Origin of the sequence: Ectopseudomonas guguanensis, from assembly GCF_900104265.1 — a bacterium.
In the GTDB taxonomy this organism is placed as follows: Bacteria; Pseudomonadota; Gammaproteobacteria; order Pseudomonadales; family Pseudomonadaceae; genus Aquipseudomonas; species Aquipseudomonas guguanensis.
In genome coordinates, this window is record NZ_FNJJ01000003.1 from 221,613 (window position 1) to 240,548 (window position 18,936).

15 protein-coding genes are annotated in these 18,936 nt (G+C 64.4%); 9 read left to right on the forward strand and 6 right to left on the reverse strand.

Features of this window, described 5'->3' with window-relative positions:
- Positions 1 to 2: 2 nt before the first annotated feature.
- Genes BLS61_RS05790 through BLS61_RS05800 form a run of 3 tightly spaced genes read right to left on the reverse strand, consistent with a single transcriptional unit; the run spans position 3 to position 4,761 of the window.
- Positions 3 to 1,076: a microcin C ABC transporter permease YejB gene (locus BLS61_RS05790; protein ID WP_090428624.1), complete on the reverse strand. Its 1,074-nt coding sequence runs from the start codon at positions 1,074 to 1,076 to the stop codon at positions 3 to 5.
- Entirely contained in the window at positions 1,076 to 2,935 is a 1,860-nt protein-coding gene (locus BLS61_RS05795) for an extracellular solute-binding protein (RefSeq protein WP_090428627.1), read from the reverse strand. Before BLS61_RS05795 ends, BLS61_RS05790 begins: the two co-directional genes overlap by 1 nt.
- Positions 2,932 to 4,761: an extracellular solute-binding protein gene (locus tag BLS61_RS05800; RefSeq protein WP_090428630.1), complete on the reverse strand. Its 1,830-nt coding sequence runs from the start codon at positions 4,759 to 4,761 to the stop codon at positions 2,932 to 2,934. The genes BLS61_RS05795 and BLS61_RS05800 overlap by 4 nt, the downstream gene beginning before the upstream one ends.
- A 147-nt stretch (positions 4,762 to 4,908) precedes the next feature.
- Between BLS61_RS05800 and BLS61_RS05805 the strand changes: the two genes are divergently transcribed.
- Positions 4,909 to 6,351 (forward strand): HDOD domain-containing protein, encoded by a 1,443-nt coding sequence (locus tag BLS61_RS05805; protein WP_090428632.1) that lies wholly within the window; start codon positions 4,909 to 4,911, stop codon positions 6,349 to 6,351.
- On the opposite strand, the gene BLS61_RS05810 is transcribed toward BLS61_RS05805, so the two are convergent.
- Together BLS61_RS05810 and gloB are read right to left on the reverse strand one after the other, a co-directional pair.
- A complete protein-coding gene (locus tag BLS61_RS05810) occupies positions 6,352 to 7,929 on the reverse strand; it encodes a LysM peptidoglycan-binding domain-containing protein (protein ID WP_090428635.1) in 1,578 nt (525 codons plus the stop codon). It abuts the gene before it with no gap.
- Between the two features lie 106 nt (positions 7,930 to 8,035).
- Complete coding sequence (gloB, locus tag BLS61_RS05815) at positions 8,036 to 8,809, reverse strand: hydroxyacylglutathione hydrolase (protein ID WP_090428638.1); 774 nt, start codon at positions 8,807 to 8,809, stop codon at positions 8,036 to 8,038.
- Positions 8,810 to 8,881: 72 nt separating this feature from the next.
- On the opposite strand from gloB, the gene BLS61_RS05820 reads away from it, so the two are divergent.
- The 7 genes from BLS61_RS05820 to nudC all read left to right on the forward strand — a co-directional run bounded on the left by BLS61_RS05820 (position 8,882) and on the right by nudC (position 17,067).
- Positions 8,882 to 9,640, forward strand: coding sequence for a class I SAM-dependent methyltransferase (locus tag BLS61_RS05820; protein WP_090428641.1), 759 nt, complete (start codon positions 8,882 to 8,884; stop codon positions 9,638 to 9,640).
- A gap of 41 nt (positions 9,641 to 9,681) precedes the next feature.
- Positions 9,682 to 10,134, forward strand: coding sequence for a ribonuclease HI (gene rnhA / locus BLS61_RS05825; protein WP_012018492.1), 453 nt, complete (start codon positions 9,682 to 9,684; stop codon positions 10,132 to 10,134).
- 208 nt (positions 10,135 to 10,342) lie between these two features.
- Positions 10,343 to 11,095 carry a DNA polymerase III subunit epsilon gene (gene dnaQ, locus BLS61_RS05830; protein ID WP_090428644.1) on the forward strand — a complete coding sequence of 251 codons (753 nt, stop codon included), beginning with the start codon at positions 10,343 to 10,345 and terminating at the stop codon, positions 11,093 to 11,095.
- Positions 11,096 to 11,271: 176 nt separating this feature from the next.
- Complete coding sequence (locus BLS61_RS05835; protein WP_090428646.1) at positions 11,272 to 13,515, forward strand: Orn/Lys/Arg family decarboxylase; 2,244 nt, start codon at positions 11,272 to 11,274, stop codon at positions 13,513 to 13,515.
- A 201-nt stretch (positions 13,516 to 13,716) separates the two neighbouring features.
- Entirely contained in the window at positions 13,717 to 14,529 is an 813-nt protein-coding gene (locus tag BLS61_RS05840) for a crotonase/enoyl-CoA hydratase family protein (RefSeq protein WP_090428649.1), read from the forward strand.
- A 37-nt stretch (positions 14,530 to 14,566) separates the two neighbouring features.
- Complete coding sequence (locus BLS61_RS05845) at positions 14,567 to 16,246, forward strand: FimL-related protein (RefSeq protein WP_090428652.1); 1,680 nt, start codon at positions 14,567 to 14,569, stop codon at positions 16,244 to 16,246.
- Positions 16,246 to 17,067, forward strand: a complete 822-nt coding sequence (nudC, locus tag BLS61_RS05850; RefSeq protein ID WP_090428655.1) for an NAD(+) diphosphatase — start codon at positions 16,246 to 16,248, stop codon at positions 17,065 to 17,067. The genes BLS61_RS05845 and nudC overlap by 1 nt, the downstream gene beginning before the upstream one ends.
- 47 nt (positions 17,068 to 17,114) lie before the next feature.
- Here nudC and BLS61_RS05855 read toward each other — a convergent pair whose 3' ends face one another.
- A complete protein-coding gene (locus BLS61_RS05855) occupies positions 17,115 to 17,894 on the reverse strand; it encodes a TSUP family transporter (RefSeq protein WP_090428659.1) in 780 nt (259 codons plus the stop codon).
- Positions 17,895 to 17,996: 102 nt separating this feature from the next.
- Here BLS61_RS05855 and BLS61_RS05860 point away from each other — a divergent pair, with 102 nt between their 5' ends.
- A complete protein-coding gene (locus tag BLS61_RS05860; protein ID WP_090428662.1) occupies positions 17,997 to 18,644 on the forward strand; it encodes a hypothetical protein in 648 nt (215 codons plus the stop codon).
- Positions 18,645 to 18,936: the final 292 nt, after the last annotated feature.

Below are 18,936 nucleotides of genomic sequence, written 5' to 3' on the forward strand. Positions count from 1 at the left end.
GCTCAACCCTCCCGGCTTTCGAAGTCGATGCGTGGATCGACCAGGGTATAGGTGATGTCACCGATCAATTTCACGACCAGCCCCAGCAAGGTGAAGATGAAGAGGGTGCCGAACACCACCGGATAGTCACGGTTGATCGCTGCCTCGAAGCTCATCAGGCCCAGGCCGTCGAGGGAGAAGATCACCTCGATCAGCAGGGAGCCGGTGAAGAATATGCCGATGAAGGCAGCGGGGAAGCCGGCGATGATCAGCAGCATGGCGTTGCGGAAGACGTGGCCGTAGAGCACGCGATTGTTGGTCAGGCCCTTGGCGCGGGCGGTGATCACGTACTGCTTGTTGATCTCGTCGAGGAAGCTGTTCTTGGTCAGCAGGGTCAGTGTGGCGAAGTTGCCGATGACCAGCGCGGTGACCGGCAGCACCAGGTGCCAGAGGTAGTCGAGAATCTTGCCGCCGAGGCTGAGCTCGTCGAAGTTGTTCGAGGTCAGCCCGCGCAGGGGGAACCAGTCCCAGTAGCTGCCGCCGGCGAACAGCACGATCAGCAGGATGGCGAAGAGGAAGGCCGGGATGGCGTAACCGATGATGATCGCCGAACTGGTCCAGACGTCGAAGGCGCTGCCGTGGCGGGTGGCCTTGGCGATGCCCAGGGGAATGGACACCAGATACATGATCAGGGTGCTCCACAGGCCGAGCGAGATCGATACCGGCATCTTCTCGATGATCAGATCGATCACCTGGGCATCGCGGAAGAAGCTGGAGCCGAAGTCCAGCTGCGCGTAGTTCTTGAGCATGATCCAGAAGCGTTCCGGCGCCGACTTGTCGAAGCCGTACATCTTCTCGATTTCCTCGATCAGCTTGGGGTCGAGGCCCTGGGCGCCGCGATAGTTGGAGCCGGCCACCGAAACCTCGGCGCCGCCGCCGGCGATGCGGCTGGTGGCACCGTCGAAGCCTTCGAGCTTGGCGATCATCTGCTCCACCGGGCCGCCGGGCGCGGCCTGGATGATGATGAAGTTGATGACCAGGATGCCGAACAGGGTCGGGATGATCAGCAGCAGGCGACGGAGGATATAGGCCAGCATTATGGCTTCGCCTCTTCGGTGGCCTGCTCGGCGGCTTGCTGCTGCGCCTTGCTCGGCTGCTCCAGGCCCGGGCGTACCCACCAGGTGTGCAGGCCGATATCGTACAGCGGCGTCACCTTCGGATGCTCGAAACGGTTCCAGTAGGCCACGCGCCAGGTCTTGATGTGCCAGTTGGGGATCACGTAGTAACCCCACAGCAGCACGCGGTCCAGTGCGCGGGTATGGGCGATCAGGTTCTGTCGCGAGTCGGCGTTGATCAGCCCTTCGACGATCTGGTCGATGGCCGGGTCCTTGAGGCCGATGTAGTTGCGGCTGCCGGGATTGTCGGCGCTGGAGGAGTGCCAGTACTCGCGCTGCTCGTTGCCTGGCGAGTTGGACTGGCCGAAGCCGCCGACGATCATGTCGAAGTCGCGCGAGCGCAGGCGGTTGATGTACTGCGAAACGTCGACGCGACGGATCACCATGTCGATGCCCAGATCGGCCAGGTTGCGCTTGAATGGCAGCAGAACGCGTTCGAACTCGGTCTGCGCCAGGAGGAATTCGAAGCTCACCGGCTGGCCATTGGCGTCGAGCATGCGATCACCCTCGATGCGCCAGCCGGCCTGCTGCAGCAGCTGATAGGCACGGCGCTGCTGCTCGCGGATGATGCCGCTGCCGTCGGTCACCGGCACGCGGAACTCTTCGCTGAACACCTCGGCCGGAATCTTGCCGCGCAGCGGCTCGAGAATCGCCAGCTCGTCTTCGCCGGGCAGCCCGCGCGAGCCCAGTTCGGAATTGTCGAAGTAGCTGCGGGTGCGGAAGTAGGCGCCGTTGAACAGGCGCTTGTTGGCCCATTCGAAGTCGTACAGCAGACCCAGGGCCTCTCGCACGCGGCGGTCCTGGAACTGCGGGCGGCGGGTATTGAAGATGAAACCCTGCATGCCGGTCGGGTTGCGGTTCTGGATCTCTTCCTTGATCAGCTGGCCATTGGCGACTGCCGGAGTGTTGTAGGCGGTAGCCCAGTTCTTCGCGCTGGTTTCCAGCCAGTAGTCGAACTGGCCGGCCTTCAGTGCTTCCAGGGCCACGGTGTTATCGCGGTAGTAGTCGATCTGAATGGTGTCGAAGTTGTAGAAGCCGCGGCTGACCGGCAGGTCCTTGGCCCACCAGTCCTTGACCCGCTCGTAGCGGATGCTGCGTCCGGCCTGGACGCGCCCCACCTGGTACGGGCCGCTGCCCAGCGGTACCTCGAGATTGCCCTTGGTGAAGTCGCGCTCGGCCCACCAGTGCTTGGGCAGCACCGGCAGCTGGCCGACGATCAGCGGCAGCTCGCGATTGCCCGCGTGCTTGAACACGAAGCGCACGCTGTGCGGGGATTCCACTTCCACCTGATCGACGTCGGCGTAGTAGCCGCGGTACATGGGCGCGCCTTTTTTCATCAGGGTGTCGAAGGTGAACTTGACGTCTTCGGCGGTGATCGGCGTGCCGTCGTGAAAGCGTGCTTCCTTGCGCAGCAGGAAGCGCACCCAGGCATTGTCGGGCGCCTTCTCGATCTTTTCCGCTACCAGGCCGTAGGCGGTGAAGGGCTCGTCCATGCTCTGCACGGTGAGAGTGTCGTAGATCAGGCCGATGTCGTCGGCGGCGACGCCCTTGCTGATGAAGGGGTTGAGGCTGTCGAAGCCGCCGAACCCCGCTTCGCGGAATGTGCCGCCCTTGGGCGCGTCGGGGTTGGTGTATTCGAAGTGGGTGAAGTCGGCGGGGTATTTGGGCGGCTCGTCGTAGAGCGTGACGGCATGTTTGGGGGCGGCGAGGGCGAGGCCGGCCAGACCGAGCAGAATGAGGCTGCTACCGTGGAGCAGGAAACTGCGCAGCGGGTGGGTCATCGAGCGTTCTCCGTGGGCTTCAGCCACCAGGTGCGCAGGCCCAGGGTATAGGGCGGCGTGGTGACGAAGGCGAACCGGTTGCGGTACGCCAGGCGGTGATAATTGATGTACCAGTTGGGAATGCTGTAGTGCTGCCAGAGCAGGATCCGGTCCAGGGCGCGGGCGGCGGCGATCTGTTCGTCGCGGGTCTGCGCCGAGAGCAGCTTGTCGATCATCTCGTCGACCACCGGATCGTTGACGCCTGCGTAGTTCCTGCCGCCCCTGACATTGACCTGGCTGGAATGGAAATACAGCGACTGTTCCAGGCCTGGGCTGAGGGTTTGCGGCAGGGTCAGCAGGATCATGTCGTAGTCGAACTGGTCGAGGCGTTGCTTGTATTGCGCGCGGTCGACGGTGCGCAGGTTGGCGCTGATGCCGACGCTGGCGAGGTTGGCGACATAGGGCTGGAGAATGCGTTCGAGGCTGGGATTGACCAGCATGATCTCGAACTCCAGGCGTTGCCCGCGCGCATTGCGCAGCTCCTGGCCGGCGGGCTTCCAGCCGGCATCGGCCAATAGACCGAGGGCACGGCGCAAGGTTTCCCGGGGGATGCCGCGGCCATCGGTAAGCGGTTGTGTCGGAGGCTCGGTGAACAGCTGAGCGGGCAGCTTGTCGCGGTGCGGCGAAAGCAGCAGCCACTCGGCGCCCTCCGGCTTGCCGGTAGCCGAGAATTCGCTGTTGGGGTAGTAGCTGGCGGCGCGCACGTAGGCGTTGTTGAACAGGGTGCGGTTGGTCCATTCGAAATCGAACATCAGCCCCAGCGCTTCGCGCACGCGGCGGTCGCTGAACAGGGCGCGGCGGGTGTTCATGAACAGCGCCTGGGTCTGGGTCGGAATCTGGTGCGGTATCTCGGCGCGCACCACGTCGCCGCGGGTCACGGCCGGGAAGCGATAGCCGTTGCTCCAGTTCTTCGCCTGGTTCTCGATGTAGAAGTCGAATTCGCCGGCCTTGAAGGCTTCGAAGGCGACATGGTTGTCGCGGTAGAACTCCACCTCGACGCGGTCGAAATTGTACTTGCCGCGATTGACCGGCAGGTCCTTGCCCCACCAGTCCTTGACCCGCTCGAATACCAGGCGCCGGCCCGGCACCACCTGGACGATGCGATAGGGGCCGCTGCCCAGCGGCGCCTCGAAGGTGGTGCTCTTGAAATCGCGGTCTTTCCAGTAGTGCTGCGGCAGCACCGGCAGTTCGCCCAGGCGCAGGATCAGCAGCGGGTTGCCGGCACGCTTGAAGACGAAGCGGATGCGGTGCCGACCGAGAATATCGACGCGCTTCACTTCCTGCAGGTTGGTGCGGTACTGCGGATGGCCGTCATGGCGCAGCAGGCGATAGGAGAAGGCAACATCGTAGGCGGTGATCGGCTTGCCATCGTGAAAGCGGGCTTCCGGGCGCAGGTTGAACACCACCCAGCTGCGGTCTTCGCTGTACTCGACGCTCCTGGCGATCAGGCCGTAGCTGGAAGCCGGCTCGTCGCCCGACGGATCGTAGGCGCCGGTGCCAACCATCAGCGGCTCGTTCAGCTCATTGGCGCCGTATTGCAGGAAATGCGCGGTCGAGATCGGGCTGCTGCCCTTGAGCGTGTAGGGGTTGAGCGTATCGAAGGTGCCGGAAGCCATGATGCGCAGGGTGCCGCCTTTGGGCGCATCGGGGTTGACCCAGTCGAAATGACTGAAGCTGGCAGGGTACTTGAGTGTCCCGAACTGGGCGTAGCCGTGGCTCTCGCTGATAGTCGCAGAGGCGGGAAAGCTCAAGGCCAGGCTGAGGAACAGCAGGAGGAGGGGACGCATCGGGCGTGAGATCCGATCCTTGGCGGCGTTTGGGCTTCTGGGGCCGTACAGTAACAGCTTGTCTGGGCAGGAAAAAGAGCGCCGTGCCGGGCAAGCAGTGACGGCACTTTGGCATACACTTCCAGTACACATCACGAGGGTACAAATTTGTCGGAACGTAGCCATGGTCTGCAGTCATGGATCGATCGCCTGAACCAAGCCGAACTGCCCGCGCTGGCTGCCGTGGTGCAGGATCTGCAGCGCCTGGCGCAGCAGGATTCTGCCTCGGTGCAGCAGCTGGCCGACGTGTTGCTGCGCGATGCGGCGCTGACCAGCAAGGTGTTGCGGGTCGGCAACAGCGTCTACTACAACCCGTCCCAGGAAACCATCAAGACCATCTCGCGGGCCATCGTGCTGATCGGCTTCGACAACGTGCGCCTGATCGGGCTGTCGGTCAGCCTGATCGACGGCCTGCTCACCCGCGCTCCGCGCGAGCAGTTGCAGGAGTTGCTCGCACGCTCCTTCCACGCCGCCGTGCAGGCGCGCAACATCGCCGGCTACGTACTCTCCAAGCATGCCGAGGAGGTGTTCATCGCCGCGCTGCTTCATCATCTCGGCGAGTTGGCCTTCTGGGGCTGCGGCGGCGAGCAGGCGGACGAGTTGGCCGCGGCCCTGGCGCAGCCGGGTTTCGAGACCGAGGAGGCGGTGCGCGAGGTGCTTGGCACCAGCTTCCGCCAGCTCACCCAGGGCCTGCTGAAGAGCTGGAACCTGGGCGAGACCGCCAGCCTGGCCCATGCCGGCGCCAGTCAGCATGACCCGGCGGCATACGCCGTGCAGTTGGGCGTGCGCATCAGCGAGGCCGCACTGCAGGGCTGGGAGTCGCCGGAGATGGAGGCGGTACTGGCGAAGATGGCCGCGTTCGTCGATCTCAGTCCCGAGGAGGCGCTGCAGCAGGTGCTGGCCAGCGCTGACGAGGCGGTCAAGGTGGCCTCGACGTTCGGCGCCAGCAAGCTGTGCCGGCTGATTCCCAATACCGATCCCGAGCAGATTCGCCTGCAGCAGGAGGAGCGCAAGGCGCGCCTGCTGCAGCCGGATCTGCTGGTGATGCAGCAGGCGTTGCAGGATCTCGGCCTGATGGTCAGTGCCAGGGCCGATGTCGGGCTGGTGCTCGATACCCTGCTCAAGGGACTGCACCGTGGCGCCGGGCTGGAGCGGGTGATGCTCGCGGTGCTGGCCGATGGGCAAAGCCGCTTTCGCGCCAAGCGCGTGATCGGCGACAAGAGCGAGCAGTGGCTGCAGGATTTCGTCTTGCCGGCCGAGCAGGCCGAGCAGCCACACATCTTCAGCTATGCGCTGCGCAATCGTGAGGCGATCTGGATGGGGGTGCCGGCCAGCTATAACCTTGCCGAGCTGGTGACCCAGCCGATTCGCCGCAGTCTGGGCAGTGGCATGTTCTTCATCGCTCCGATCGTTGCGGGCTCCCGCGAGATCGGTGTGCTCTACGCCGACAGCCGGCTGTCCGGGCGGGCCCTGCGGCATGAGCAGTTCGTGGCCTTTCAGCGCTTCACCCAGCTGACGGGGCGCTGCCTGGAGGCCATCAGCAAGCGCTGATCAGGGTAGATAAAGCGTCAGCATCTGCCCGGGACGCAGCGTGCTGCTGCGCGGGTTCCAGGCCTGCAGGCGTTTGAGTTCGATCTTGAAGCGTTTGGCGATCTCGTACAGCGAGTCGCCCTGCTGCACGCGATAGTAGGTGGCCTTGTCCCGAGAGCCGGAGGTGCTGCGGCGCGTGTTGTCGGCTACCTGAGGGGCGCTTTCGGCGCCGGCCAGGTTGAGCAGCTGGCCGACCTGCAACTGATTGCCTTGCAGCTTGTTCCAGCGTTTCAGGTCATGTACCGCCACCTGGTTGGCACGGGCGATCTGCCAGAGATTGTCGCCATCCTTTACCCGGTAGGTGCGGTTGGCAGTGCTCTGCGCGGTGCTGCGCTGCTGATATAGCGGCTCGCTCGGCGCTGTGCCTGGCTTGGCCGGTATGGTCAGCACCTGGCCGATGCTCAGGTTGTTGCTGCTCAGGCGATTGACGTCCCTGAGCATGTTCACCGACAGATGATGACGGTTGGCGATGGCATGCAGGCTGTCGCCGGAGCGCACGGTGTAGCTCTGCCAGTCGACCATTTCCTGCGGTTTCATCAGGGCCAGGTTGGCGCTCAGCAGCTCGGCCTTCTCGGTCGGGACCAGCAGGTGCTGCGGGCCGTCGAGGGTGATGCCGCGTGTATAGGCGGGGTTGAGCTGCAGCAGCTCCTGTTCATCCAGATCGGCCAGTTTGGCGACGCGGGACAGGTCCATGTGCTGCTTGATCGCGACCTGCTCGAAGTAGGGCTCGTTGGCGATCGACGACAGCGTCACGCCATAGGCCTCAGGGGTCAGGATCACCTGCGACAGGGCCAGCAGCTTGGGCACGTAGTCTTCGGTTTCCTTGGGCAGCGACAGGTTCCAGTAGTCGCTGGGCAGGCCGAGTTTCTCGTTGCGTTCGATGGCGCGGCTGATGCGGCCTTCGCCGGCGTTGTAGGCGGCCAGAGCGAGCAGCCAGTCGCCGTTGAACATCTCGTGCAGGCGGCTCAGGTAGTTGAGCGCGGCCTGGGTCGAGGCGGTGACGTCACGGCGGCCGTCGTACCAGTTGGTCTGGCGCAGGTTGTAGTGGCGGCCGGTGGAGGGAATGAACTGCCAGAGGCCGACGGCGTGGGCGGAGGAGTAGGCCTGTGGGTCGTAGGCGCTTTCGATCACCGGCAGCAGCGCCAGCTCCATCGGCATATCGCGTTCGGCCAGGCGTTCGACGATGTAGTGAATGTAGGGAGCGCTGCGCTCGCTGACGGTGTCGACGTGTTTCGGGTTGCTGGCGTACCACAGGCGCACGCGCTCGATGCGCGGGTTGATGCCGATTTCATCCTGCAGCTTGAAACCGTCGCGCACGCGCTCCCAGATATCGGTGTACTCGCGCGGCTTGATCTGGCTGTTGAGCCACTCCGGCTCGCGTTCCAGGCCCACGGCTCGGGAGGTATCGGTCGAGCGGTCGGGTGGATCGCTGGGCAGGCTCTGACAGCCGGCCAGGATCATGCTGCACATCACCGCTAGCGCTCGCGCGCTTCGCACCAATGCCTTTATATTCAATGGCTTGCGTGATGATAAAGGCATTGGGTGAGGTGGCTGTCCCGGCGAAAAGGTCGGGCGATTCTAGGAACCGAAGCGGGGGTGGTCAAGTTTTCACCAGCCTTTTGTGACCTGCCTCCCTGTCGAGTTTCTAGAAGCTGTCCTTCCAGGCGCGCAGGCTGGCGAACACGGCGCTCGGTTCGGTCACCTGATCGCCGTCGCGTGCCTGGGCCGCCGCGATGATCGACGGCTCGCCCGTACGCAGGAAGGGATTGGTGGCCAACTCCAGTTCGAGGGTGGACGGCAGGCTGATGCGACCTTCAGCGCGCCAGCGAGTCACTTCGGCCAGGCGCTCGTTCAGGCGCACGTTGTCCGGTTCCACGGCATGGGCGAAGCGCAGGTTGCTCAGGGTGTATTCGTGGGTACAGTAAACCCGCGTGCTGGCAGGCAGCGCTGCAAGGCGACTCAGTGACCGGTGCATCTGCTGCGGTGTGCCTTCGAACAGGCGACCGCAGCCACCGGCGAAGAGGGTGTCGCCACAGAACAGCAGATTCTGCCCGGCATGGTAGTAGGCGATATGGCCGAGGGTGTGGCCTGGCACGGCGATGATCTGGAAACGCAGGCCGAGCACGTCGATCGTATCGTTGTCGTTCAGGTCGAGGTCGCGCGCCGGGATCTTTTCCGTCGCCGGGCCGGCGACACGAGCGCCGGTGGCGTTCTTCAGCGTCTCGACGCCGCCGACATGATCGAAGTGATGATGGGTGATCAGGATATCGCTGAGCTGCCAGTCCGGGTGAGCTTCCAGCCAGGCCTGCACCGGCGCCGCATCACCGGGGTCGACCACGGCGCAGCGCTTGCTGCCGGCATCCTGCAGCAGCCAGATATAGTTGTCATTGAAGGCGGGCAGCGCGTCGATCTGAATCATTGCGGGTCGCTAAGCTGGTGATAAAGGTGCATCTTAGACAGGACATGCAGAACCTGTCATGCGGAGGCAGCGATGACTGATCAGGCATTCGCCCAGGCCGACCCGGAGTGGCTCAAGCTGATCGGCGAGGCGCGCGACTGGCTGGCCGGGCCGCTCGGCCAGCTATTGCTGGAAGAAGAGCGGCGCTTGCTGGAGGAAGAGCTGGCGCGTTTCTTCGGTGGTTATCTGGTGAGCTACGGCCCGGGCGCCGAAGGCCCGCCCAAGGCCGGACAGATCCAGCACAACGTGCGCCTCGGCGCGCCCATGCCGGGGGTGCAGATCATCTGTGAGGAGCAATCCTGGCCATTGGGCGAGCACGCTGCCGATGTGGTGGTGCTGCAGCATGGTCTGGATTTCAGTCTGTCGCCCCACGGTCTGTTGCGTGAGGCGGCCCGTAGCGTCAGGCCTGGCGGACATCTGTTGATCCTCGGCATCCATCCCTGGAGCACCTGGGGCGTGCGGCGACTGTTCGCTCAGGATGGCCTGGCCAGGGCGCGCTGTATCGCGCCGAGCCGCGTTGGCGACTGGCTGACGCTGCTGGGCTTTGCGTTGGAGAAACGTCGCTTCGGGTGCTATCGTCCGCCGCTCGCTTCGCTGGCCTGGCAAATGCGCCTGCGGCGAATGGAGAGCTGGGGCGATGCCTGGCAGCTGCCGGGCGCCGGTTTCTACCTGTTGGTGGCGCGCAAACTGGTGGTCGGCTTGCGTCCCTTGCGGCAATCGCGCCGCGAACCGATGGGCAAGTTGCTGCCGATGCCGGTGGCCAAGATCAGCCGGCGTGATGCCGACAGTTGAAGGCCGGGCCACGGCCCGTCAATTCCGTACAGAGCTTATGAATGTCCGAAACCGATGAAGTGGTGATCTACACCGACGGCGCCTGCAAGGGCAACCCTGGCCCCGGAGGCTGGGGGGCGCTGCTGGTCTATAAAGGCGTGGAAAAGGAGTTGTGGGGCGGTGACCCGAGCACCACCAACAACCGCATGGAGCTGATGGCGGCGATCGCCGGCCTGATCGCCCTGACCCGACCCTGTTCGGTCAAGCTGGTAACCGACTCGCAGTACGTGATGAAGGGTATCCAGGAATGGCTGCCGAACTGGAAGAAGCGCGGCTGGAAGACCGCCTCGAAAGAGCCGGTGAAGAATGCCGACCTCTGGCAGAAGCTGGACGAGGAAGTAAACCGTCATCAGGTGAGCTGGCAGTGGGTGCGCGGGCATACCGGCCACCCCGGCAACGAGCGAGCTGACCAGTTGGCCAATCGTGGGGTCGACGAGGTGCGTTCGGCGCGTTAGCAGGCTGTTGAAAAACTACCTGCGTTGCCATTGCTGCGTTAAAAACAGGCTCAAAATGCTCATTTACAGCTCGTAAACTCCGCTTTTTCGCCTGTTTTCGCCTTGCACTGGCTGCCTCGCCAACGTTTTTCAACGGCCTGCTAGGCCACATGAGTTAATATGCCGCGCTTGAATGTGCGACAACCCCAATAGTTGAGAGAGGCAAGGCGTGACAACCGAGAATACCGTCAAGCGCTACGTGGTGCTGGATACCGAAACCACGGGTATGCCGGTCACCGACGGGCACCGCATCATCGAGATCGGTTGTGTCGAGTTGTTGGGACGGCGCCTGACCGGGCGTCATTTCCATGTCTATCTGAACCCGGATCGCGAAATCGACGAAGGCGCCATCGCGGTTCACGGCATCACCAACGAGTTCGTGGCCGACAAGCCGCGATTCAGGGACGTGGCCGATGAATTCTACGAGTTCATCCAGGGCGCTCAGCTGATCATCCATAACGCGGCGTTCGACGTCGGCTTCATCAACAACGAGTTCGCCCTGCTGGGGCAGAGCGAGCGCGCCGACGTCAGCGATTACTGCTCGGTGCTCGATACCCTGATGATGGCCCGTGAACGCCATCCGGGGCAGCGCAACAGCCTCGATGCGCTGTGCAAGCGCTACGGCGTCGACAACTCCAACCGCGAACTGCACGGCGCACTGCTCGACTCGGAAATCCTCGCCGACGTCTACCTCGCGATGACCGGCGGGCAGACCAATCTGTCCCTGGCCGGTGAGGGCGCCGATGGTGATGGCAGCGGCCGTCAGCAGGCCACGCCGATTCGTCGTCTTGACCCTGCGCGCCCGCGCACCCGAGTGATTCGTGCCAGCGAGGACGAACTCGCGGCGCATCTGGCGCGTCTGGCTGCCATCGAGAAATCTGCTGGTGGCCCGTCGCTGTGGGCGCAGATGGAAGAGCAGTAGGGGCGCAGGCTTCAGGCAAAAGTAAAAGCCTTGTGAAGGGGGGGGGCTGCTGACTGTAGCTGCTTCTTTGCGACCTTTTCTTATAGCGTGATGCACGGGGGGTTCCGCCGATCAGGGCGAGCCTCTAACCTGAGGTGATGGGCAGGCGCGTGCCTGCCAGCCTTCAGGACGTCACAATGTATAAAGATCTAAAATTCCCCGTCCTCATCGTGCACCGCGACATCAAGGCCGACACGGTCGCCGGTGATCGCGTGCGCGCCATCGCTCAGGAGCTCACCCAGGACGGTTTCAGCATCCTGCCCACGGCCAGTGCCGCCGAGGGGCGCATCGTCGCTTCCACCCACCACGGCCTGGCCTGCATCCTGGTGGCAGCGGAGGGGGCGGGGGAGAACAGCCGTCTGCTGCAGGACATGGTCGAGCTGATCCGCGTGGCGCGCGTGCGTGCGCCGCAATTGCCGATCTTCGCCCTCGGCGAGCAGGTCACCATCGAGAATGCCCCGGCCGAGGCCATGGCCGATCTCAATCACCTGCGCGGCATCCTCTATCTCTACGAGGACACCGTATCCTTCCTCGCCCGCCAGGTGGCGCGCGCGGCACACAACTACCTCGACGGCCTGCTGCCGCCGTTCTTCAAGGCGCTGGTGCAGCACACCGCGCAATCCAACTATTCCTGGCACACACCCGGTCATGGTGGCGGCGTGGCCTATCGCAAGAGTCCGGTGGGCCAGGCCTTCCACCAGTTCTTTGGCGAAAACACGCTGCGTTCCGACCTGTCCGTGTCGGTGCCGGAGCTCGGTTCGCTGCTCGATCACACCGGCCCGCTGGCCGAGGCCGAAGCGCGTGCCGCGCGCAACTTCGGCGCCGACCACACCTTCTTCGTGATCAACGGCACCTCGACGGCGAACAAGATCGTCTGGCATTCCATGGTCGGACGCGATGACCTGGTACTGGTGGATCGCAACTGCCACAAGTCGATCCTGCACTCGATCATCATGACCGGTGCGATTCCGCTGTACCTGTGCCCCGAGCGCAACGAGCTGGGCATCATCGGGCCGATCCCGCTGTCGGAGTTCAGCCGCGAATCGATCCAGGCCAAGATCGACGCCAGTCCGCTGGCCCGCGGTCGTGCGCCCAGGGTCAAGCTGGCGGTGGTGACCAACTCCACCTACGACGGGCTCTGCTACAACGCCGAGATGGTCAAGCAGGCCCTGGGCGACTCGGTGGAGGTGCTGCATTTCGACGAGGCCTGGTACGCCTACGCCGCGTTCCACGAGTTCTACGCCGGCCGCTACGGCATGGGTACTCGATGCGACGCGCGCTCGCCGCTGGTATTCACCACCCACTCCACGCACAAGCTGCTGGCCGCTTTCAGCCAGGCCTCGATGATCCATGTGCAGGATGGCGGCCAGCGCCAGCTGGACCGTGACCGCTTCAACGAAGCCTTCATGATGCACATCTCCACCTCGCCGCAGTACGGCATCATCGCCTCGCTGGACGTGGCCTCGGCGATGATGGAAGGCCCGGCCGGGCGTTCGCTGATTCAGGAAACCTTCGACGAGGCGCTGAGCTTCCGCCGCGCGCTGGCCAACGTACGGCGCAACCTCGATGCCGAGGACTGGTGGTTCAGCATCTGGCAGCCGGGGGCTGCCGACGGCGCCGACAGTCTGTCGACCGCCGACTGGGTGCTGCAGCCGGACGCCGACTGGCACGGCTTCGGTGAGGTGGCCAGCGATTACGTGCTGCTCGATCCGATCAAGGTCACCCTGGTGATGCCGGGCCTCAACGCCGCAGGCAGGCTGGAGCAGCGGGGCATTCCCGCCGCGGTGGTCAGCAAGTTCCTCTGGGAGCGCGGCCTGGTGGTGGAGAAGACCGGGCTTTATTCCTTCCTGGTGCTGTTCTCCATGGGTATCACCAAGGGCAAGTGGAGCACGCTGTTGACCGAGTTGCTGGAGTTCAAACGCAGCTACGACGCCAACCTGCCGCTGATCGACGTACTGCCTTCCATCGCCCACGCCGGTGGCGGGCGCTACCAGGGCATGGGCCTGCGCGATCTGTGCGACGCGCTGCACGGCTGCTACCGCGACAACGCCACGGCCAAGGCGCTGAAGAGCATGTACACGGTACTGCCGGAAGTGGCGATCAAGCCGGCCAATGCCTATGACCGGCTGGTGCGCGGCGAAGTGGAAGCGGTGCCCATCGACCAGCTGCAGGGGCGGATTGCCGCCGTGATGCTGGTGCCTTACCCGCCGGGTATCCCGCTGATCATGCCGGGCGAGCGCTTCACCGCCGCCACGCGTTCGATTCTCGACTACCTGGCATTCGCCAGAACCTTCGATCAGGCATTCCCGGGTTTCGACATCGATGTGCACGGCCTGCAGACCGAAGCGGGCGAGTACTGCGTGGACTGCCTGGTCGAATAAACCTGGGCGAAACTGTCGGGGTGCAAGAACCCCGACAGATCAATCTCTTATCTCTGATATTCAAAGCTGTTGCTAACGTGCCGGGGCGTGCCCTGCGTCACAGTGGCAAGCATCGACTTTTATGGCGTGCTTGTTATAGTTGCCCGGTTATTAATCACCAATAATTACAGCGCTGCCGCGCCGCGGCTGAGGATGCCTGCCATGTCCGACTACCAAGCCTTCCGCGTCGAGCAGGTGGACAAGATCGCCCACGTGCAGATCAACCGTCCGGACAAGATCAACGCCATGAATGCCGACTTCTGGCGCGAGATCATCGAAATCTTCCAGTGGGTCGACGATACCGACGCGGTACGCGCGGTGGTGCTCTCCGGTGCGGGCAAGCATTTCTCTTCGGGTATCGATCTGACGCTGCTGGCCTCGGTCGGCGCCCAGCTGGGCAAGGATGTCGGGCGCAACGCCACCGCGCTGCGCCGCAAGATTCTCGAGCTGCAAGCCTCCTTCAACGCCGTCGACAACTGCCGCAAGCCGGTGCTGGCCGCCATTCAGGGCTATTGCATCGGCGGCGCCATCGACCTGATCAGCGCCTGCGACATGCGCTACAGCACCGTCGATGCGCAATTCTCCATCAAGGAGATCGACATGGGCATGGCCGCCGATGTCGGCACCCTGCAGCGCCTGCCGCGCATCATCGGTGACGGCATGATGCGCGAGTTGGCCTATACCGGGCGCAGCATCGACGGTCACGAGGCGGCCCGCATCGGCCTGGTCAACCGCACCTACGAAGACCAGGAAACCCTGCTGGACGGGGTCATGGACATCGCCGCGCAGATCGCCGCCAAGTCGCCGATCGCCGTGCGCGGTACCAAGGAAATGATTCGCTACATGCGCGATCACCGGGTCGACGATGGTCTGCAATACATTGCCACCTGGAACGCCGCCATGCTGCAGTCTGAAGACCTGCGCCTGGCCATGGCGGCGCACATGACCAAGCAGAAGCCGGGGTTCGCCGACTGATGCCGTATTCGCTGATGTTCGTTGCGAGGCCTAGAGCATGGTAAGTGGAGCCACATCGCTGAACCTGGTGCGCGACGAGCTGTTCGTCACCATGGAAGAGGCCGAGCAGAGCCTCGAGCACTTCATCGCCGAGCGGCACAATGGCAGCCTGCTGCAGCAGGCGGTGGAAAGCCTGCAGCAGGTGCGCGGTACGCTCAATCTGATCGAACTGGCCGGCGCCGAGCTGCTGGCGCAGGAAGTGCTCGACCAGGCCACCGACATCCCTGCCGGCGCCGGCGAGGAGCGCGACGTTCAGCTGGCGGCGCTGAGCAACGCGCTGCACGTGCTGCGGCGCTATCTGGAGAACGTCGACGCCCATCGCCAGGAAATGCCCGAGCTGCTGCTGCCGGCGATCAACGATCTGCGTCAGGCCGGCGCGCAGCAGCCGCTGCCGGAAAGTTTCTTCTTCAGTGTGCGCCTGGATCATGCGCGGCCGCACAGCGCGACCCAGCCGCTCGACGGCGCCGCCAAGCTGGCTGAAGGCAAACGCCTGCGCCACATGTATCAGGTGGGGTTGCTCGGTTTCATCCGTGAGCAGAATCCCCAGGCCAGCCTCAAGCTGATGGTTCGCGCCATGGCGCGTCTGGACAGCCTGTTCGCCAACGAGCCGCGCGGGCGCATGTGCTGGATCGGCGCAGCCGCCATCGAGGCGCAGTGCGATGGCCAGCTGTTGCCGCGCAAGGCCCGCAAGCAGCTGTTCTCGCGGCTCGACCGCGAGCTCAAGCTGATGCTCGGCAACCCGCAATACGAAGCACCGCGCAGCCTGCTCAAGGAGCTGCTGTATCTGGTCGCGCTGGCCGACAGCCACGGCCCGCTGGCCAGCGCCATGCGCGAGGTGTTCGGCCTGACGCCGCTGCCGTTCACCGATCACCTGCTGGAAGAGGAATACCAGCGCCTGGCCGGCCCGGGCCAGGCGGTAATGCGTTCGCTGTCCACGGCGATTCGCGAAGAGCTGGCCAGCGTCAAGGACATGCTCGATCTGCTCGAGCGCGGCACCCTGCAGGGCGAAACCCTGGGCACCCTGCATGCGCTGCTGGGCAAGCTGGCCAAGACCCTCGGCATGGTCGGTTTGAATTCCGCCGGCAACTCGCTGAGCGCGCAGTTGCCGCACGTCGCCGCCTGGAGCGAGGACACGCCGCCGCAGCCGGAGCAGTTGCACAAGCTGGCCGATGCCGTGCTCTATGTCGAAGGCATGGTGGCCAGCCTGGAACGTGGCGAAGGTCGCGATTCCCGCCCGACAGCGGTCGAGCCTGGCAACGAGGCCGATTCCTTCGCCAATCACCAGCTCAACGAAGCGCGTATCGTAGTGGTCGACGAAGCGCAGGCCGGTCTGGCCCTGGCCAAGCGCGCCATCACGGCTTATCTGGAGTCGGGCGGCGACAAGATGCACCTGTCCAACGTGCCGTTCAGTCTGCAGGCGGTGCGCGGCGGGCTGTGGTTCCTCGAGCAGCCTCGCGCCGCGATGCTGGTCGGTGCCTGCGCAGACTATATCCAGACGCGCATGCTCGAATCCGCGCAAATGCCGTCGGAGCAGATGCTGGAAACCCTGGCCGATGCCCTCAGCAGCCTGGAGTACTACCTGGAGGCGGGCGCCGTGATGCGTCCGGAAACCCGTCCCAGCGTGCTCGACCTGGCCGAAGAAAGCGTCAAGGCGCTGGGTATGTCGGTGGCGGCCTGATGGTCTGGCGCAATGCCTTTCTCGATCCGGCGCAGGCTGGCGGCTGGGCAGTGCTCTACAGCCAGCAGCATTTTCTGGCCGACAGCAATGGCGTGCTGTTCCCGCGAGACTGGGTAAAGCGCCAGGATCTGCCGATCATCGGCGAGCAGGGCATCGGTCATTTCGGCGAGGATGCCGTTTACCTTTTGCAGCTCAAACCCTCGGCCACGCTGGAAGGCTGTACCTGGCAGAGCCTGCGCCAGTTCATGCTGCAGGGCGAGGCGGAAACCTTCCGCATGCTGGCGTACGCCGCGCAGATCGGTACCTGGTATGCCGAGCATCGTTTCTGCGGCAGCTGCGGCGCGCCGACGCGTCAGCTTCCCGGTGAGCGGGCGATGCGTTGCGACAGCTGCGAGTCGCAACACTATCCACGCATTTCACCGAGCATGATCGTGCTGGTCACCCGTGGCGACGAAATCCTCCTGGCCCGTTCGCCGCGCTTCGTCACGGGCGTCTACAGCACCCTGGCCGGTTTCGTCGAGCCGGGTGAATCCGTGGAGCATTGCGTGGCGCGTGAGGTGCGTGAGGAGGTCGGGGTCGAGGTGAAGAACCTGCACTACATCGGCAGCCAGGGCTGGCCCTTCCCGCATTCGCTGATGCTTGGCTTTCATGCCGAATATGCCGGTGGCGATATCGTCATGCAGGAGGACGAGATCGAGGATGCCCGCTGGTTTCGCGTCGATGACCTGCCGCCGTTGCCGGCATCGCGCTCCATCGCCCGCCATCTGATCGATCTCTACGTCGCGCGCCGTCTAGGCCTGCCCGAGCCCAGTCTGCCGTAGGGCGGGTGCAACCCGCCAAATCGATGCTGTGGCGGGTTGCGCCCGCCCTACGCGACCCAGTGCTGCCAGACCAGGCGTGCGGTCAGCGCCAGCACCACGGTGATGAATACCGGGCGGATGAATTTCGAGCCGCCCTTGATTGCCGTGCGCGCGCCGAGAAAGGCGCCGACCATCAGCGCCGCACCCATGCTCAGGCCCAGCACCCAGGCCACCTGACCGAAGGCGATGAACACCGCCAGCGCCGCGGCGTTGCTGACGAAGTTCATGGTGCGCGCCACGCCGCTGGCGCGCACCAAGTCGAGCGGATACATCAGCAGGCTGCTGACCGTCCAGAACGCGCCGGTGCCGGGGCCGGCCACGCCGTCGTAGAGTCCCAGGCCAAGCCCCTGCGGCCATTGCCGGCCGCGCGCTATCGGCAGGTCCTGCTCGGCCGGCGCCTCCGGCATGCGACCGAACAGCAGATAGAGACCACAGGCGAAGACGATCACCGGCAGCATCTGGTTGAGCCAGGCGGCCGGCATCCAGTGCGCGACGATGGCGCCGAGCAGGGCACCGATCAGCGTCGCCAGTAGCGCGTTGCGCCATTGCCCAGGGTCGAACAGCTTGCGTCGGTAGAAGGTCAGGGCGGCGGTACCCGAGCCGAAGGTGGCGCACAGCTTGTTGGTGCCCAGCACCAGATGCGGCGGCAGGCCGGCGGTGAGCAGGGCGGGGATGGTCAGCAGACCGCCGCCGCCGGCGATGGCATCGATGAAGCCGGCGATGAAGGCGACCAGGGCGAGAATGGCTAAAGTACCGGGATCGATGGCGAGCTCGAGGGCGAAAGGCATATCAAAGTGTCGACTTGTGGGCGAGTGCGCAGCCTGCTGGCTGTTCGTCGTAAGGAGAGCTGCGCATAATGCCGGGATTTCGTCAGAGAAGGAACGCAATCGATGCAATACGACGGGTTGGCCTGGGCGGTGGCGCTGTTGGCCGTGTTGGCGCTGCTGGTGGCATTGCGCATTCTGCTCAATGCGGGCTGGTTCCTCGGTTGGTTGCGTGGCACCTGTGGCCTGGCATTTCTGGCCCTGGCCGGGTTGGTCGGCCTGGTGGCTTACGACCTGTATGCCTACGAGCCGCTGCAGGCGGGCAAGCCCCTGGTGACGCTGAGCTTCAAGGCCGATGGTCCGCAGCGCTACCAGGTGACGCTGCTCGAGAGAGGACGTGAGCGTACCGTCACGCTCGAGGGCGACATGTGGCAACTCGACGGTCGCCTGATCCGCTGGAAGGGCCTGGCCGAGCTGATCGGCCTCGAACCCGGCTACCGTCTGGAACGTCTGTCCGGGCGGTTTCTCGCCATCGAGCAGCAGGCGCTGGCGCAACATGGCCGCGTCCAGCTGGCCGAGAGCCCCTACGGCGTGGACCTGTGGCGCTGGCTGCGCCTGAATCAGCGTGACCTGTTGCTGTTCGATCCGCAGGCGCTGCGCGTCACCTACCTGCCGATCGCCGCCGATGCGGTGTACAGCGTCAGCCTGACGCCGACCGGCTTGCTGGCCGAGCCGATGAACCCTGCGGCCGAAGCCGCGCTTAAGGATTGGTAGTGGCCGGGAGGGTGGATGTAGGGTGGGCTTTAGCCCCGTTGCAGAGTCATTGGTGGGCTGAAGCCCTCCCTACAGAAATTGATGAACCTCTCCCGCTTGATGGGGAGCGAGCGTGAAGGGTGGGAGAGGGGGCGAAGTTGGCGTTCGCCTCGGTGCCGTAGGGTGGGCTTTAGCCCCCATTGCGGAGTCATTGGTGGGCTGAAGCCCACCCTACAGAAATTGATGAACCTCTCCCGCTTGATGGGGAGCGAGCGTGAAGGGTGGGAGAGGGGGCGAAGTTGGCGTTCGCCTC